This is a genomic window from Streptomyces sp. NPDC002619 (assembly GCF_042889305.1).
GTDB lineage: Bacteria > Actinomycetota > Actinomycetes > Streptomycetales > Streptomycetaceae > Streptomyces.
Genome location: NZ_JBIAQV010000004.1, coordinates 178,255 through 194,538, shown reverse-complemented (window position 1 = coordinate 194,538; position 16,284 = coordinate 178,255). Strand labels below are relative to the sequence as shown.

18 protein-coding genes are annotated in these 16,284 nt (G+C 71.4%); 9 read left to right on the top strand and 9 right to left on the bottom strand.

The annotated features are described in order from the left end of the window. Positions 1-27: 27 nt before the first annotated feature. From ureG to ACFYXB_RS10190, 3 genes are all read left to right on the top strand, one after another. Entirely contained in the window at positions 28-705 is a 678-nt protein-coding gene (gene ureG / locus ACFYXB_RS10200; protein WP_389579902.1) for an urease accessory protein UreG, read from the top strand. Then, positions 702-1,490 (top strand): urease accessory protein UreD, encoded by a 789-nt coding sequence (locus ACFYXB_RS10195; protein WP_389579899.1) that lies wholly within the window; start codon positions 702-704, stop codon positions 1,488-1,490. The genes ureG and ACFYXB_RS10195 overlap by 4 nt, the downstream gene beginning before the upstream one ends. A 130-nt stretch (positions 1,491-1,620) precedes the next feature. Next, positions 1,621-3,216, top strand: coding sequence for an alpha/beta hydrolase (locus ACFYXB_RS10190; protein WP_389579897.1), 1,596 nt, complete (start codon positions 1,621-1,623; stop codon positions 3,214-3,216). Positions 3,217-3,276: 60 nt separating this feature from the next. Here ACFYXB_RS10190 and ACFYXB_RS10185 read toward each other — a convergent pair whose 3' ends face one another. Continuing rightward, entirely contained in the window at positions 3,277-4,296 is a 1,020-nt protein-coding gene (locus tag ACFYXB_RS10185) for an NAD-dependent epimerase/dehydratase family protein (protein WP_389580260.1), read from the bottom strand. A gap of 70 nt (positions 4,297-4,366) precedes the next feature. Further along, on the bottom strand, positions 4,367-5,089 hold the full coding sequence (locus tag ACFYXB_RS10180) for a lysophospholipid acyltransferase family protein (protein ID WP_351352593.1): 723 nt from the start codon (positions 5,087-5,089) through the stop codon (positions 4,367-4,369). 223 nt (positions 5,090-5,312) lie between these two features. Between ACFYXB_RS10180 and ACFYXB_RS10175 the strand changes: the two genes are divergently transcribed. Further along, positions 5,313-5,705 carry a DUF6153 family protein gene (locus ACFYXB_RS10175; RefSeq protein WP_351352501.1) on the top strand — a complete coding sequence of 131 codons (393 nt, stop codon included), beginning with the start codon at positions 5,313-5,315 and terminating at the stop codon, positions 5,703-5,705. 85 nt (positions 5,706-5,790) lie between these two features. Next, complete coding sequence (locus ACFYXB_RS10170) at positions 5,791-6,465, top strand: DUF305 domain-containing protein (protein WP_389579894.1); 675 nt, start codon at positions 5,791-5,793, stop codon at positions 6,463-6,465. Here the strand turns inward: ACFYXB_RS10170 and ACFYXB_RS10165 are convergent. From ACFYXB_RS10165 to ACFYXB_RS10150, 4 genes are all read right to left on the bottom strand, one after another. Further along, positions 6,431-7,012, bottom strand: coding sequence for a GNAT family N-acetyltransferase (locus ACFYXB_RS10165; RefSeq protein ID WP_389580256.1), 582 nt, complete (start codon positions 7,010-7,012; stop codon positions 6,431-6,433). The genes ACFYXB_RS10170 and ACFYXB_RS10165 overlap by 35 nt on opposite strands. Positions 7,013-7,039: 27 nt before the next feature. Then, on the bottom strand, positions 7,040-8,266 hold the full coding sequence (gene rocD, locus ACFYXB_RS10160) for an ornithine--oxo-acid transaminase (protein ID WP_351352510.1): 1,227 nt from the start codon (positions 8,264-8,266) through the stop codon (positions 7,040-7,042). Continuing rightward, positions 8,266-9,075 carry a dimethylargininase gene (ddaH, locus tag ACFYXB_RS10155; protein ID WP_389579891.1) on the bottom strand — a complete coding sequence of 270 codons (810 nt, stop codon included), beginning with the start codon at positions 9,073-9,075 and terminating at the stop codon, positions 8,266-8,268. The genes rocD and ddaH overlap by 1 nt, the downstream gene beginning before the upstream one ends. 154 nt (positions 9,076-9,229) lie before the next feature. After that, a complete protein-coding gene (locus ACFYXB_RS10150; protein ID WP_351352516.1) occupies positions 9,230-9,715 on the bottom strand; it encodes an Lrp/AsnC family transcriptional regulator in 486 nt (161 codons plus the stop codon). Positions 9,716-9,792: 77 nt separating this feature from the next. On the opposite strand from ACFYXB_RS10150, the gene ACFYXB_RS10145 reads away from it, so the two are divergent. The 4 genes from ACFYXB_RS10145 to ACFYXB_RS10130 are packed head-to-tail and all read left to right on the top strand — an operon-like array spanning position 9,793 to position 13,833. Beyond that, positions 9,793-10,548: a LytR/AlgR family response regulator transcription factor gene (locus ACFYXB_RS10145; RefSeq protein ID WP_389579888.1), complete on the top strand. Its 756-nt coding sequence runs from the start codon at positions 9,793-9,795 to the stop codon at positions 10,546-10,548. Between the two features lie 11 nt (positions 10,549-10,559). Next, a complete protein-coding gene (locus ACFYXB_RS10140; RefSeq protein WP_351352522.1) occupies positions 10,560-10,913 on the top strand; it encodes a hypothetical protein in 354 nt (117 codons plus the stop codon). A gap of 5 nt (positions 10,914-10,918) precedes the next feature. After that, positions 10,919-12,631: a cation acetate symporter gene (locus ACFYXB_RS10135; protein ID WP_389579885.1), complete on the top strand. Its 1,713-nt coding sequence runs from the start codon at positions 10,919-10,921 to the stop codon at positions 12,629-12,631. After that, entirely contained in the window at positions 12,628-13,833 is a 1,206-nt protein-coding gene (locus tag ACFYXB_RS10130) for a sensor histidine kinase (protein WP_389579882.1), read from the top strand. The genes ACFYXB_RS10135 and ACFYXB_RS10130 overlap by 4 nt, the downstream gene beginning before the upstream one ends. A gap of 3 nt (positions 13,834-13,836) precedes the next feature. Here the strand turns inward: ACFYXB_RS10130 and ACFYXB_RS10125 are convergent, their stop codons facing one another. From ACFYXB_RS10125 to ACFYXB_RS10115, 3 genes are all read right to left on the bottom strand, one after another. Beyond that, positions 13,837-14,007, bottom strand: a complete 171-nt coding sequence (locus tag ACFYXB_RS10125) for a hypothetical protein (RefSeq protein ID WP_351352531.1) — start codon at positions 14,005-14,007, stop codon at positions 13,837-13,839. Between the two features lie 112 nt (positions 14,008-14,119). Continuing rightward, entirely contained in the window at positions 14,120-15,070 is a 951-nt protein-coding gene (locus ACFYXB_RS10120) for a cytochrome c oxidase assembly protein (RefSeq protein ID WP_389579878.1), read from the bottom strand. Positions 15,071-15,254: 184 nt separating this feature from the next. Further along, complete coding sequence (locus ACFYXB_RS10115; protein WP_351352537.1) at positions 15,255-16,280, bottom strand: 6-phosphofructokinase; 1,026 nt, start codon at positions 16,278-16,280, stop codon at positions 15,255-15,257. Positions 16,281-16,284 lie beyond the last annotated feature (4 nt).

The window sequence follows — 16,284 nt, the reverse complement described above, 5'->3', positions numbered from 1 at the left end:
TCAGGCCAGTCGAAACAGGAGCCGTACATGCATCTCGACCACCCCCACCACGGCCCCGCCGCCGTCAGCGCGGACGCCCGTCGCCCCGACGGCTCGCGGCGCGCCCTGCGTATCGGGCTCGGCGGCCCCGTCGGCTCGGGCAAGACGGCCACCGTCGCCGCGCTGTGCCGGGCGCTGCGTGACGAACTGTCGCTCGCCGTCGTCACGAACGACATCTACACGCGGGAGGACGCAGAGTTCCTGTTGCGTGAGGCCGTGCTGCCGCCCGAGCGGATCACGGCCGTGGAGACCGGAGCCTGTCCGCACACGGCGATCCGGGACGACATCTCCGCCAACCTCGAGGCGGTCGAGGACCTCGAGGACGAGGTCGGGCCGCTGGACCTCGTGCTCGTCGAGTCGGGCGGGGACAACCTCACCGCCACCTTCTCCAAGGGACTCGTCGACGCGCAGATCTTCGTGATCGACGTCGCCGGCGGGGACGACATCCCGCGCAAGGGCGGGCCCGGCGTGACCACTGCCGACCTGCTGGTCGTCAACAAGACCGACCTGGCGCCGTACGTCGGCTCCGATCTCGGACGTATGGGCGCCGACGCCAAGGCGCAGCGGGCCGAGCTCCCGGTGGTGTTCCAGTCGTTGAGGAGCGAGGACGGAGTCGCGGAGGTGGCTGCCTGGGTGCGCGCGCAGCTCGCCGCGTGGTCGGCATGAGCGCCACCGGCACGACCACCACGAGCCTGACCGCCACCGGTGTGCGCGCTCTCGCGCGGATCGTCGCCCGCGACGACGGGCGCGGCGGTACCGCGCTGCCGGTGCTGGAGAGCGAGGCACCGCTCGCGCTGCGGCGCACCCGGGCGAGCGGCGCCGAGGCGCGCGTGATGCTCGTCGGGGCGATGAGCGGACCGCACGGCGGTGACCGCTTCGCCGTGGAGGCGCACGTGGACAGGGGCGCCCGGCTGGACGTCCGATCCGCGGCCGCCACCATCGCGCTGCCCGGCCAGACGAAGGACGAGGCGCGCTACGACGTACGGCTCACCGTGGCCGACCACGGTGAACTTCGCTGGCTGCCAGAGCAGTTGATCTCCGCGGCCGCCAGCGGCCTGTGCGTCACCACTCGGGTGGACCTCGGCGCCTCCGCACGATTCGTGCTGCGCGAGGAGCAGGTGCTGGGCCGGGTCGGGGAGGAACCCGGGCAGCTCACCAGCCGGCTCACCGTGCGGGTGGCCGGGCGGACCGTTCTCGACCAGGAACTGGCCTGCGGGCCTGGAGCGCCGGGCGGTTGGGACGGGCCGGCCGTGCTCGGGGGACATCGCGCGGTCGGGCAACTTGTTGTCGCACGGCCAGAGTTCGTGCAGGAGACGCCAGACGCCCGGATGCTGGGGGAGAACGCGATGCTCGTTCCGCTGGCCGGACCCGCCGTACTGGTGAGTGCTGTGGCGGCCGACGGGCTGCGGCTCAGGCGGGTGCTGGACCGGGCGCTGGAGCTGCTCGGTTAGCGTTCCGCTCAGCGGGACGCGCCGGTCCGGTTATCGGATTGGCAAAGAAGGTCAACAACCCCTGTTCTCAGGCTGCTCACAGCCGCGAGGATCCCCCGTACATTCGCAACGATGTACGTGAGGGGCCCACTTGAGGGACATCAGACCGAAGAACCGTGTGCTGGCGCTCGGTTCGGCCGGTGCGCTCGTTACGGCGACACTGATAGCCGGTGCCGTGTCGGCGCCCGCGGCCAGCGCCGACAGCCGCCACGGCCAGGACCGTGAGGCCCGGGGCGCCGCGATCGCCGCCACGCGGGCCGCGAACGCGGGCATCGACTGGCAGGACTGCCCCGCCGACTGGGGGCTCGTGAAGCCGATCCAGTGCGGCTGGGTCAGCGTGCCGCTCGACTACGCGAAGCCGTACGGCAAGCAGATCAAGCTTGCCGTCGACCGCATCGGCAACACCGGCACCCAGCAGGAGCGCCAGGGCGCGCTCGTCTACAACCCCGGCGGTCCCGGCGGCTCCGGCCTCCGCTTCCCGACCCGGGTCACCAACAAGAACCCCGTCTGGGCCAACGTGGCGAAGGCCTACGACTTCGTGGGCTTCGACCCGCGCGGCGTCGGCCACTCCGCGCCGATCTCCTGCATCGACCCGCAGGAGTTCGTCAAGGCGCCCAAGGCGGACCCGGTGCCGGACAGCGAGGCCGACAAGCGGGCGCAGCGCAAGCTGGCCCGCGAGTACGCGGACGGCTGCTACGAGCGCAGCGGCGACATGCTGCCGCAGATGACCACGCCGAACACCGCCCGCGACCTGGACGTCATCCGGGCCGCGCTCGGCGAGAAGAAGATCAACTACCTGGGTGTCTCCTACGGCACCTACCTGGGCGCCGTCTACGGCACCCTCTTCCCGGGCCACATCCGGCGCCTGATCGTCGACAGCGTGGTCAATCCCGCGCGCGACAACATCTGGTACGAGGCCAACCTCAACCAGGACATCGCGTTCGAGGGCCGCTGGAAGGACTGGGAGGACTGGGTCGCCGCGAACGACGCGACCTTCCACCTCGGCACCACCCGTGACGCCGTCCAGGCCCAATGGCTCAAGCTGCGCGCCACCGCGAAGAAGAGCCCCCTCGGCGGGGTCGTCGGCCCGGCCGAACTGATCTCCTTCTTCCAGAGCGCGCCGTACTACGACTCGTCGTGGGTGCCGGTCGCCACGGTGTTCAGCAAGTACGTCGCCGGCGACACCCAGGCGCTCGTCGACGCGGCTTCGCCGGACCTCTCGGACACCGCGGGCAACATCGCCTCGGAGAACGGCAACGCCGTCTACACGGCCGTCGAGTGCACCGACGCCAAGTGGCCGACCAGCTGGCAGACGTGGGACCGGGACAACACCCGTCTCAACAAGGACTACCCGTTCATGACCTGGGCCAACGCCTGGATGAACCTTCCGTGCGCCACCTGGCCGGTCAAGCAGCAGACGCCGGTCGACGTCCGCACCGGCAAGGGCCTGCCGCCGGTGCTCATCGTGCAGTCCACCCGTGACGCCGCCACGCCGTACCCCGGCGCCGTCGAACTGCACAAGCGTTTCAAGGGCTCCCGTCTGATCACCGAGCGGGACGCCGGCTCCCACGGTGTGACCGGCCTGGTCAACCCGTGCATCAACGAGCGGGTCGACGCCTATCTGCTGACCGGAAAGCTGGACAGTGCGGACGTGACCTGCGCCCCGCACGCCACGCCCAAGCCGTAGCGGCACACAGGCATGACACAGAGGGGCGGCCGGGTTTCCCACCCGGCCGCCCCTTCACCGTCATCGTGAGGCGCGCAGCCAGGCGTCCTCCGCCGCGTAGTCAAAGAGGTCGGGGTAGACCTGGGCCAGCAGCGGGAAGCGTTCGCGCCAGTCCCGCCCGGCCAGTCGGGCGCACAGCCAGTCGACCGTCGCGGGCAGGCTCTCGGCGTACGACACCACCGGTCGGTACCCCAACTCCCGTGCGGCCGCGGTCATGTCGAGGACGACCGGCAGCGGCACCGACCACGGAGTGCTCCCGACGGAAGGGCTCGGTGGCGGGCCGTCAAGGAGCACGGTGTCCGGCCGCGCGCCCATCACCTCGTCGATCGCCGCCCCGATCTCCGCCACCGTCGGCGCCTGCGGATCACAGGCGTTGAGCACCCGCGACCCGGGGCGGATCGCTGCCAGCCGGATCAGCTCGGCGATGTTGCAGGCGTTCGCCGGATTGAACCGGCTCTCCCCGCCGTGCGCGAGCACCCGCGTCCCCCGTCCGTCGAGGTTCCGCTTGACGAAGTACAGCTCGCGCGGCAGCGGGCTGTGGCGGCCGTGGACGGCGCCCGCGCGCAGCAGCGTCGTCGGCAACCGGTCTCCGGCGGCGAGGAGTCCACGTTCGAGGGACGCCTTGCGGGTGCTGTACGACGCCTCGCCCGGGGCCACCGTCGGCTGGGTCTCCGGGACCGGCACCGGGTACTCGGGAAAGCCGTCCGGCTCTTCCTGGGTGTCGAAGCCGCGCCCCTTGCCGTCCTTGTACACCGAGGTGCTGGAGATCACCACGGCGGAGCCGATGCGGCCGGCGAGACTCGTCAACTGCCGTGCGTGCTCGGCCCCGTAGGCCACCATGTCGACAACGAGATCACAGCCGTCACCGATCACGGCGGCCAGCGCGGAGTCGTCCGCTCGGTCCAGCCGTACGGCACGGACGTCCTCGGGCCACCCCTCGTCCCGTCCGCCGCCCCGGGACGTGGCCGTGACCTCCCAGCCGTCGCGGGCCAGCGCGTCCACCGTCGCCCGGCCCAGCTGGCCCGTCGCTCCGATCACCACAGCACGTGTCATACGACGACCGTACGGTCCCCGGCCGCCGGGAGGGCCTCCGCTCTGCCGACAGCAGAGGTCAACTCAGGGGTGCTCGGGGGAACTTGCGCGCCTTGGCGTCGTTCGCCGCGTCCTCTGCCTTGACGACGGCCGCGTACTGGTCGACGTACTCCTGCTCGGACAGCGTCAGGATGGCGTACATGATCTCGTCGGTGACGGCGCGCAGGATGGCCTTCTCGTGCTCCATGCCGGCGTAGCGGGAGAAGTCGAGGGGCTTACCGAAGCGGATGACGACGGGGTGGATGTTCGGGATGACCTTGCCGGGCGGCTGGGCCTCGAAGGTGCCGATCATCGCGCACGGCACGACCGGGACGCCGGCCTTCAGCGCCATCACGGCGACGCCGACCTTGCCCTTGTAGAGGCGGCCGTCGTGCGAGCGTGTGCCCTCCGGATAGATGCCGAGCAACTCGCCCTTGCGCAGCACCCCGAGCCCCTCGCGGATCGCCGCCTGGCCCGCGTCCTTGCCGGAGCGGTCGACCGGGATCTGCCCGGCGCTGCGGAAGAAGAACGCCGTCAGCCGACCCTTGACCCCAGGACCGGTGAAGTACTCCGCCTTGGCGAGGAAGGTGATGCGGCGCTTGAGGATCGCCGGCATCAGGAAGTGGTCCGAGAAGGACAGATGGTTCCCGGCGACGATGGCCGCGCCCGACGCCGGCACGTTGTCCAGGCCCTCGATCCGGGGCCGGAAGACCAGTCGCAGCAAGGGCCCCAACAGCACGTATTTGAGCAGGTAGTAGAACAAGAGGGGTCGCTCCTCACTGCGGCGGATCGGCTCCACCGCCGCGTTCTCGCAGCTCAACCGGCGCATGGCGGGGTGCCAGTGTATGGCCAGGCGCGGTCGCGTGGAACCTGATCCGCCACCGGCCTCCGGCGCAGCCCTGGGCCTCCCGCCGGGCCACCCGGGCGGGCCACTACTGGCTTACCCCGGCGGGCCCTGCCGTGATCACCCGCCTAGGATGAGCGCGATGATCCGAGCCGAGCAGTCAGCAGCGCCGCCGCCCCCGCGGCGGTGGTCGACGCTGCTCGTGCTCGGGCTGCTGGTCGGGCTGCTCGGCATGCATGCCCTGGCCCCCGGCGGCGCTCCGGGCGGCCACCCGGAACGCTTGACCTCGCACGCGGCTGCCAAGGTCGCGGTCGGCGACTGTCCGGACGGCCACTGTGGCGGGCACCAGCTGCGGCATGCCGACGCGACCTGTGCGTCGGGTGCCGTGAGCGGGGGACCGGACCTGCCCGCACTCGTGCCCGACCCGGTGGGCGCTGCCGTACCGGCCGACTCCGTCGGCTCGCACCCGGTGACCGAACCGGACGGTGCCCGCGCGCCACCGTCCCTGGCGGAACTCCAACTCCTGCGGATCTAGAGGCCACGCCCACCGCACCCGGCCGTGTCACGCCGGTGCGGTCCTCGACGTGCCCAAGACCATTCCGTACAGCAGGAGTTGACCCATGACCACCCGTACTCCGACGCGCCGCGCAGCCCTCGTCGTGGCCACCGCGACCGCCGCGCTCGTCCTCACCGCCTGCGGTGGCGACAACACCGCCGACGGCGGCCACACGGGGCACGGCGCCTCGCCCTCCACGAGCGCCGCCGCCACCGGTACGCACAACGCCCAGGACGTCGCCTTCGCGCAGGGCATGATCCCGCACCACCAGCAGGCCGTGGAGATGGCGCGGCTGGCCGCAGACCGCGCCTCCTCCGCCCAGGTCAAGGACCTCGCCGCCCGCATCGAGAAGGCGCAGGGTCCGGAGATCACGACGATGACCGGCTGGCTGAAGTCGTGGGGCGAGGACGTGCCCATGGCCGGTATGGACCACTCCGGTCAGTCGTCCATGCCGGGTATGGACCACTCCGGCATGCCCGGCATGGACGACGCCGGCCGGTCCGGCACGGCCGGGATGATGTCCGCCGACGACATGGACGCCCTGCGGAAGGCCTCCGGCAAGGACTTCGACACGATGTTCCTGACCATGATGGTCGACCACCACAAGGGCGCCGTCGAGATGGCCGGCACGGAGAAGGCGAAGGGCGCCTACGGTCCCGCCACCAGCACGGCCGACGCCGTCGTCACCGGGCAGAACGCCGAGATCAAGGAGATGCAGGGGCTGCTCGGCAAGGGCTGACCTCCGGGCGCGGCCTCTCGTGGAGGTGACCCTCCAGTGGGAAGCCGGGTGGCGCCGCGGGCAGTACGGCGGTCAGGTCATAGCCGCACTTCTGTGCGACGCGACACGAGGCCGTGTTGTCGATCTGGTGCATCAGGCGGAGGCGGGCCGGCCCGTCACCGGCGAAGGCGGTGAACGCCCAGTCGGTGAGGGTCCGCAGCGCCCGCGGCGCCACCCCCCGCCCGCGCGCATGCGCGGCGGTCCAGTACCCCACTTCGGCCATGCCGGAGCCGTATCCACCGCGCTTGAGCACCACGTGCCCGGCGAGCCGGGGGCCGTCCGGTCCCGCGGGGGTCTCCACCACCGCGAACGCCAGACGGTCCCCGGACTCCCAGCCGCGCACCTGCTCCCGCAGCCACCGTTCCGCGTCGGCCAGGTCGGCCACGGCGGCACTCGTCCAGCGGCGTATCGCCTCGTCCCCACCCAGCTCGGCCAGGGCGGTGGCGTCGGACGTCCGCCATGGGCGCAGCAGCAGGGCGGGAGCGGTCGCCGTGGCGTCGGCTGTCAGTTCCACGTGCGGTGGGCCTCCGTCGGTTCAGTCGGTCTCGGTCAGCACCTTCTCCAACGCCCCGAGCGCCGACCGGAGTTCCTCGCCCGTGATCGTCAGCGGCGGAGCCAGCCGGATCGTGGACCCGTGGGTGTCCTTGACCAGGACGCCCTCCCGCATGAGGCGTTCGCTGACCTCGCGGCCGGTGCCGATCGCCGGGTCGACGTCGACGCCCGCCCACAGCCCGCGCGAGCGGAAGCCGAGCACGCCCTTGCCGACCAGCGCCTCGAGCCCGCCCCGCAGGACCACGCCCAGCTCGGCCGCCCGGCGCTGGAACTCGCCCGTCTCCAGCAGCTCGACGACCGCCGTGCCGACCGCCGCCGCCAGGGGATTGCCGCCGAACGTCGAGCCGTGCTCGCCCGGCCGCAGCACGCCCAGCACGTCACGGCCGGCCACCACCGCGGACACCGGCACGATGCCGCCGCCCAGCGCCTTGCCCAACAGCAGGACGTCCGGGACGACCCCCTCGTGCTCGACCGCGAGCGTGCGCCCCGTGCGGCCCAGGCCCGACTGGATCTCGTCCGCGATGAACAGGCAGTCCTTGCGCCGGGTCAGCTCGCGCACCCCGGTGAGATAGCCCTCGTCCGGGATGATCACGCCCGCCTCGCCCTGGATCGGCTCGATCAGGACCGCCGCCGTCGTCTCGTCGACCGCCTCCTCCAGCGCGGCCAGGTCGTTGTACGGGACGATCCGGAAGCCGGGCGTGAAGGGGCCGAAGCCCGCGCGGGCGGTCTCGTCCGTGGAGAAGCTGACGATCGTCGTCGTACGGCCGTGGAAGTTCTCCGCCGCCACCACGATCGTCGCCCGGTCGGCGGGGACGCCCTTCACCTCGTACGCCCACTTGCGGGCCACCTTGATGGCGCTCTCCACCGCCTCGGCGCCGGTGTTCATCGGCAGCACCATGTCCAGGCCCGTCAGGGCGGCCAGGCGCTCGGCGAACTCGGCGAGCCTGTCGTTGTGGAAGGCGCGCGAGGTGAGCGTCAGCTGGTCCAGCTGGCGGTGGGCGGCCTCGATCAGACCGGGGTGGCGGTGGCCGAAGTTGAGGGCCGAGTAGCCGGCCAGCATGTCGAGGTAGCGGCGGCCCTCGACGTCCTCCACCCAGGTGCCCTCGGCCCGGGCGACCACCACGGGCAGCGGGTGGTAGTTGTGCGCCAGGACCGGTTCCTCCGCCGTGATCAGCTCGGCGGACGTACGGGTGCGCGCAGGTGCGGTCATCAGCGGATCTCCTGGGTGCAGCACTTGATGCCCCCGCCGGCCTTGTGGAACTCCGACAGGTCGACGGGGACGGGGACATAGCCGTGGTCGGTGAGGCGGGCGGCGAGGGCCTCGGCCTGGGGCGCGATGAAGACGTGGCGTCCGTCGGAGACGGAGTTCAGGCCCCACGCCATCGCGTCGTCGCGGGTCGCGAGCACCGCGTCCGGGTACAGCCGCGCGAGCACCTCACGGCTGCCGGGCGAGAACGCCTCGGGGTAGTACACGATGTTGTGGTCGTCGAGGACGAACAGCGCCGTGTCCAGGTGGTAGAAGTACGGGTCCACCAGGGTCAGGCTGATCACCGGGTGGCCGAAGAACTCCTGCGCCTCGCGGTGGGCCTCGCGGGTGGTGCGAAAGCCGGTGCCGGCCAGCACGTACCGGCCGGTCCAGACGAGGTCGCCCTCGCCCTCGCTGACCGACGCGGGGCGGTGGACGTCGTAGCCCGCCGTCTTGAACCACACGTCGTAGTGGTTCGACTCGGGGCGTCGTTCCGGAGCGTGGAAGAGGGAGCCGAAGACGCGGCCGGCGACGACGAAGGCCGAGTTCGCGGCGAAGACCATGTCCGGGAGGCCGGGAACCGGCTCGACGTTCTCCACGGTGTGACCATGGGCCCGGTAGGCGCTGATCAGCGCCCGCCACTGCTCCTGGGCCAGGTCGACGTCGACACAGGTGTCGGGATGCATCCAGGGATTGATCGCGTACTGCACGGCGAAGTGTCTGGGTTCGCAGACGAGGAAGCGCCGGGAGCGCGGCACACGGCTGTCGGGCACAGAGGGGTTCCTCCGCTTTCCTGCGGCGTCACTAGGGGGTGTCACCACGGTAGAAAGCGACGGATACGGCCGACAAGCGATAAAAGTTGCGCGTGTGCGCAGGAACGCTGCGTTCTCGCCCGGCGTGACGCATGAGTGCTGCGCCCCGCACTGGTTACTCCGGTGCCGCGTGCGTGGCACCCGCCTCCGGACTCTCCGGCAGCAGGTGGGACAGCACCATCACGCTGATCGTCTTCCGGATGAACGGCTCCACACGGATCCGCTCCAGCACCTCCTCGAAGTGCCCTACATCCCGCGCCCGCACATGCAGCAGCGCGTCGGCGCCGCCCGTCACCGTCATGGCCGCAGTGATCTCCGGATGGTTGCGGACCACCTCCGCGAGCCGTCGCGGCGGAGCGGCGCCCTCGCAGTACACCTCGACATACGCCTCCGTGCGCCAGCCGAGCGCCGACGGCCGTACCGTGGCCGTGAACCCGGTGATCACACCCGTCTCCCGCAGCCGGTCCACCCGCCGCTTCACGGCGGTGGCCGACAGCCCGATCGCCGCGCCGATCTCGGCGAAGCTGGTCCTGGCGTTCGCCATCAGCGCGGTGACGATCTTCCGGTCGAGTTCGTCGAACGGGGCGGTCCTGCTGTTCATGTCGGCACTGTATCCAGCGGGAACGTCCATGCCTGGCACATGTCCAGCCGTACGGATTCCACCTACACTCCACGTTCATGCTGCGCGCCCTCGCCGTCGACGACGAACGCCCCTCGCTGGAGGAACTGCTGTACCTCCTGAACGCGGACCCGCGCGTCAGCAGCGTCGAGGGAGCGGGCGACGCGACCGAGGCGCTGCGCCGGATCACGCGCGCACTGGAATCCGGCCCCGACGGGCCCGAGGCCATCGACGTCGTCTTCCTCGATGTCCAGATGCCCGGCCTCGACGGCCTGGAGATGGCCCGGCTGCTCACCGGCTTCGCCCGGCCGCCGCTCGTCGTGTTCGTCACCGCCCACGAGGACTTCGCCGTCCGCGCCTTCGACCTCAAGGCCGTCGACTACATCCTCAAGCCGGTCCGCAAGGAACGCCTCGCCGAGGCCGTGCGCCGGGCCGCCGAACAGCGCGGCGCCGCCCCCCGGATACCCGTGCACGAACCCGATCCCGACCACATCGCCGTCGAACTCGGCGGCGTCACACGCTTCGTCGCCGTCGACGACATCACCCACGTCGAGGCCCAGGGCGACTACGCCCGCCTGCACACGGACCGAGGCAGCCACCTCGTCCGCATCCCGCTGTCCACCCTGGAGGACCGCTGGCGATCCCGCGGATTCGTCCGCATCCACCGCCGGCACCTCGTCGCCCTGCGCCACATAGGCGAACTCCGCCTGGACGCGGGCACGGTGAGCGTCCTCGTCGGCAAGGAGGAACTCCAGGTCAGCCGGCGCCACGCCCGCGAACTGCGGAACCTGCTGATGCGCCGGACCGCGGGTTAGGGGAGGCCGCAGTGGAACCCGCCGAGCGCCGAGTCGTCGTCACCGGACCGCCCCGCCGCACCCGGTTGACCTCCGGCTACTACCGGCCGCGCACCGAGATCGACGAGCAGACCACCCTCGGCCACACCTACGTCCGCTCCCTCATGCGCACCCAACTACGCGCCGCCCTCGCCGTGTTCGCGGTCCTCGTGCTCCTCGTCGGCCCGCTCCCGCTGGTCTTCGCCGCCGCCCCCACCGCCCGCCGCCTCGAATGGCTTGTGCTCGGTTTCTGCCTGTACCCGCCGATGATCCTGCTCGCCCGCTGGTACGTGCGCCGCGCCGAACGCAACGAACGCGACTTCGTCCGCCTCGTCGAGGACCGCTGACCACCGTGAACTCCAGCTACGCCGTCCCCGCCGTCGCCCTCGTGGTCGTCGCCACCGTCCTCGTCGGCGCCTTCGGCCTGCGCATCTCCCGCACCACCTCCGACTTCTACGTCGCCTCCCGCACCGTCGGCCCGCGTCTCAACGCGGCTGCCATCAGCGGCGAGTACCTCTCCGCCGCCTCCTTCCTCGGCATCGCGGGACTGGTCCTCGTCCAGGGCCCGGACATGCTGTGGTATCCGGTGGGCTACACCGCCGGATACCTGGTGCTGCTCCTGTTCGTCGCCGCCCCGCTGCGTCGCTCCGGCGCCTACACGCTGCCCGACTTCGCGGAGGCCCGCCTCGCCTCACAGGCCGTACGGCGGCTCGCCGGGGCCTTCGTCGTCGGCGTCGGCTGGCTCTACCTCCTGCCCCAACTCCAGGGCGCCGGGCTCACGTTGACGGTCCTCACCGGCGCTCCCGATGCGCTCGGCGGCATCATCGTGGCCGTCGTCGTGGTCGCCACCGTCGCCGCGGGCGGCATGCGCAGCATCACCTTCGTCCAGGCCTTCCAGTACTGGCTCAAACTCACCGCCCTCCTCGTCCCCGCCCTGTTCCTGGCCCTCGCCTGGCAGGGCGACGGCGCACCCCGGCACCCCTTCGACGAACCGGCCACCTTCCGCGAGCAGCGCAGCGTCCGCGTCGAGGACACCGTCGACCTCAGACTCGCCAGGCCCCTCACCGTCACCGTCAGCGGCACCGTCGACGGCCGCCCGCATGACGCCGCACGGCTCACGCTCCCCGCCGGCACCCACCACGTCCAGCGCGGCACGCGCCTCACCTTCGCCCCCCACACCCCCGTGCCCCTGGCCGACCGGGGCAGCAACGGCGGCATGTCCACCTCGCTCGCCGAGGGCCGCGAGGAACGCCCGCTGTACGCCACGTACGGACTGATCCTCGCCACCTTCCTCGGCACCATGGGCCTGCCGCACGTCGTCGTCCGCTTCTACACCAGCCCGCACGGCGTCGCCGCCCGCCGCACCACCGTCGCCGTCCTCGCCCTGATCGGCGGCTTCTATCTGCTGCCGCCCGTGTACGGCGCGCTGGGCCGCCTCTACGCACCCGAACTCACCCTCACCGGCGACGCGGACGCCGCCGTCCTGCTGCTGCCCGACCGCGTGATCGGCGGCCTCGGCGGCGACCTGCTGGGCGCGCTCGTCGCGGGCGGCGCCTTCGCCGCGTTCCTGTCCACGGCGTCCGGGCTGACCATGGCCGTGGCGGGCGTGCTCACCCAGGACGTCCTCCCGTCGCGCGGAGTACGGCACTTCAGACTCGGGACCGTGATCGCCATGGCCGTGCCGCTGGCGGCCAGCGTGCTCGTGGGCGGCCTTCCGGTCGCCGACGCGGTGGGGCTCGCCTTCGCCGTCTCGGCCTCCTCCTTCTGCCCGCTGCTCGTGCTCGGCATCTGGTGGCGCCGGCTGACCCCGCCCGGCGCCGCCGCGGGGATGCTGGTGGGCGGCGGCTCCGCGTTCGTCGCGGTGGCGGCGACCATGGCGGGCTTTCCCGGCGGCGGGCCCCTGCACGCCCTGCTCGCCTGGCCCGCGCTGTGGTCGGTGCCGCTCGGCTTTCTGACGATGATGCTGGTGTCCCTGGCCACGGCCGCACGGGTCCCGCCCGGTACAGCGGCGATCCTGGCCAGGTTCCATCTGCCGGAGGAACTGTGGGCGGAGGCGAAGGCATGAGCGGTTTCCTCGCGGGTCTCTCCGTCGCCGTACTCCCGCTGCTGGCCGCCGGATTCTGGCTCGGCCGGCGCACCACCCGCCCCGAGAACCTCGGCGGACTCGGCACGCCCGTCGAGCACGCCACCTTCCAGACCCTGCACACCGCCTCCCTCGCCGCACCCCCGCTGCGGGCCGGACTCACCGAGGAGACCGCGCGCAAGTCGGCCCGCAGACTGCGCTCACTGCTCGGCACGGACGCCCTGTGCCTCACCGACCAGAAGGAGGTCCTGGTCTGGGACGGCGTGGGCGGACACCATCGCACCGAGATCATGGAACGGCTGGCCGGACCGCTGGAGACCGCCCGCGGCGAGGCGTTCCGGCTGACCTGCGCGACCCCCGACTGCCCGGTCCGCTGGGCCGTGGTCGCTCCCCTCACCGTCGACGACCGGGTGCACGGCGCCCTCGTGGCCTGCGCCCCGCGGGAGTCCGCCGTCCTGGTCCGTGCGGCCGGCGAGGTGGCCCGCTGGGTAAGCGTCCAGCTCGAACTGGCCGACCTCGACCAGTCGCGCACGAAGCTGATCGAGGCGGAGATCAAGGCCCTGCGCGCCCAGATCTCCCCGCACTTCATCTTCAACTCGCTCGCGGTGATCGCGTCGTTCGTCCGCACGGACCCCGAGCGCGCCCGGGAACTGCTACTGGAGTTCGCCGACTTCACCCGCTACTCGTTCCGCAGGCACGGCGATTTCACCACGCTCGCCGACGAACTCCACGCCATCGACCACTACCTGGCCCTGGTCCGCGCCCGCTTCGGCGACCGCCTCGCCGTCACCCTGCAGATCGCGCCCGAGGTGCTGCCGGTCGCCCTGCCGTTCCTCTGCCTGCAGCCCCTCGTCGAGAACGCAGTCAAGCACGGCCTCGAGGGCAAGTCCGACGCCTGCCACATCCAGATCACCGCGCAGGACGCCGGCGCCGAGGCCCTGGTCGTCATCGAGGACGACGGCGTCGGCATGGACCCCGGACAACTGCGCCGCATCCTCGCGGGTGGCACCAGTCCCTCCGGAGGCATCGGCTTGTCCAACGTCGACGACCGGCTCCGCCAGGTGTACGGCGACGACCACGGGCTCGTCATCGAGACCGCCGTCGGTGCCGGCATGAAGATCACCGCCCGGCTGCCGAAGTACCAGCCGGGCGTGCACTCGGCCGGGCGCCTCACGGCCGAGTGAGCGTCACGAGCTCTGGGTCACCACCATGGCCAGAGTGAGCAGCCCCAGCACGACCCAGCCGAACCACAGCCAGCCGTTGCTGCCGAGCGCCACCGTGTAGGCCGTCACCACGACGAGTCCGCCGACGGTGAGCACCCCCATCGCCTTCGTGGAACCGTTCGTCGAACCGGGCATCGCAACACCCTCCTCGAGCTTCGTGTCCCTCCATGGTGCACGGTTCCGGGTCAGAACGGCACGCACGCGGAAGAACAGACGGGGAGGGGTACGGCCCTCAGGGCGCCGCAGATCAGTTCCCGCGCGCGTTCAGCGAGGCCAGGTAGGCGTTGTACGCCTCGAGCTCCTTGTCGCCGTCCCGGTCGGCCGCGCGGTCCTTGCGCTTGGCCTGCCGCTGCTCGGAGCTGTACCACTGGAACAGCAGCGCGATCAGCACCAGCACGGACGGGACCTCGCTGAACGCCCAGGCGATGCCGCCGGCCGCGTTCTGGTCCGACAGCGCGTCGATGCCCAGCGACGCGGGCGGGTGCTCGAACGTCTTCACCATCGGCGCGGACGCCATCATCAACGCGATGCCGAAGAACGCGTGGAACGGCATGCCGGCGAACAGCTCCAGCATGCGCATGAGGTGGCCGGGGCGGTGCGGACCGGGGTCGACGCCGATGATCGGCCAGAAGAACACCACACCCACGGCGAGGAAGTGCACCATCATCGCGATGTGCCCGGCCTTCGACCCCATCAGGAAGTCGAACAGCGGGGTGAAGTACAGCGCGTACAGGCTCGCGATGAACATCGGGATCGTGAACGCCGGATGCGTGACGAACCGCATGTACCGGCTGTGCAGCAGCATCAGCAGCAACTCGCGGGGACCCTTCCGGCCACGCCCCGCCGTCGGCAGCGCGCGCAGCGCCAGCGTGACGGGGGCGCCCAGCAGGAGCAGGATCGGCGACAGCATGCTGATCACCATGTGCTGCACCATGTGCACGCTGAACATGACCATGCCGTAGTCGTTCAGCCCGGTGCACATCACCAGCGCGACGGTCAGCACACCGACGACGTACGACACGGTCCGCGCGACGGGCCACGCGTCACCGCGCCGCCGCAGCCGTACGACACCCCACCCGTACAGACCGAGCCCCACCAGACAGGCGACGAGGAAGAACGGGTCAGGCGACCACTGGAGCCCCCGCCCGAGCGTGAACGGCGCCAGATCCATGGTCATGCCATGCCCGCTGTGATCCATTCCGCAGGCTCCTGATTCGTGGGGGTTGTGCGCTTTCTGTCCGCAGACAGAGTAGAACCGGCACCGGTCACCCTTGCGACTGGGGTCAGCACAAGCGCCCCTGAAAAGGGCGCGGGACTGTATCGATATGCGGCCCCGCCGCGTGGGCGCGAGCAACCCCCACGGTCCCGCACTCGCCGGACGGCTAAAGCACGCACTCCGCTTCGGCGTACCGATCCGCGGGCACCGTCTTCAGCGTCTCCACGGCCTCAGCCAACGACACCATCACGATGTCAGTACCCCGCAGCGCCGTCATGTGCCCGAACTCCCCCCGATGCACAGCCTCCACGGCATGCCACCCGAACCGCGTGGCCAGCACCCGGTCGTAGGCCGTCGGCGTCCCACCCCGCTGCACATGCCCGAGAATCACCGGCCGCGCCTCCTTGCCGAGCCGCTCCTCCAGCTCGATGGACAGCTGCCGCGCGATCCCCGCGAAGCGCTCGTGGCCGTAGACGTCCTTGCCGCCCTCGTCGAACTCCATGGTGCCGGCCCTCGGCTTGGCACCCTCCGCCGCGACGACGATCGCGAACCGCTTGCCCGCCTCGAAGCGCTCCCCGACCCGTGCCGCCAACTCCTCGATGTCGAAGGGCCGTTCCGGTACGACGATGGCGTGCGCGCCGGCCGCCATGCCGGAGTGCAGCGCGATCCAGCCGGTGTGGCGGCCCATGACCTCCACGATCAGTACCCGCTGGTGGGATTCGGCGGTGGTCTTCAGCCGGTCCAGGGCCTCGGTGGCGACCCCCACGGCCGTGTCGAAGCCGAAGGTCACGTCCGTGACAGCGATGTCGTTGTCGATGGTCTTCGGCACGCCCACGATGGGCAGGCCGTTGTCCGACAGCAGTCGGGCCGCCTTGAGCGTGCCCTCGCCGCCGATCGGGATGATCGCGTCCAGGCCGAGCTCCTCGACATGGCCGCGCGCCCGCTCCACACCGTCCCGCAGATGCTCGGGGCGGACCCGGGAGGAACCGAGGATGGTGCCGCCGCGCGCCAGGATGCCGCCCACGGCGTCGAGGTCGAGCTTGAGGTAGTCGCACTCCAGGAGGCCCTTCCAGCCGTCCCGGAAACCGATGACCTCGTCGCCGTGGTCGGCGACGGCACGGTGCACGACGGACCGGATGACGGCGTTCAGGCCGGGGCAGTCGCCGCCGGACGTGAGGACACCAATGCGCATAGCC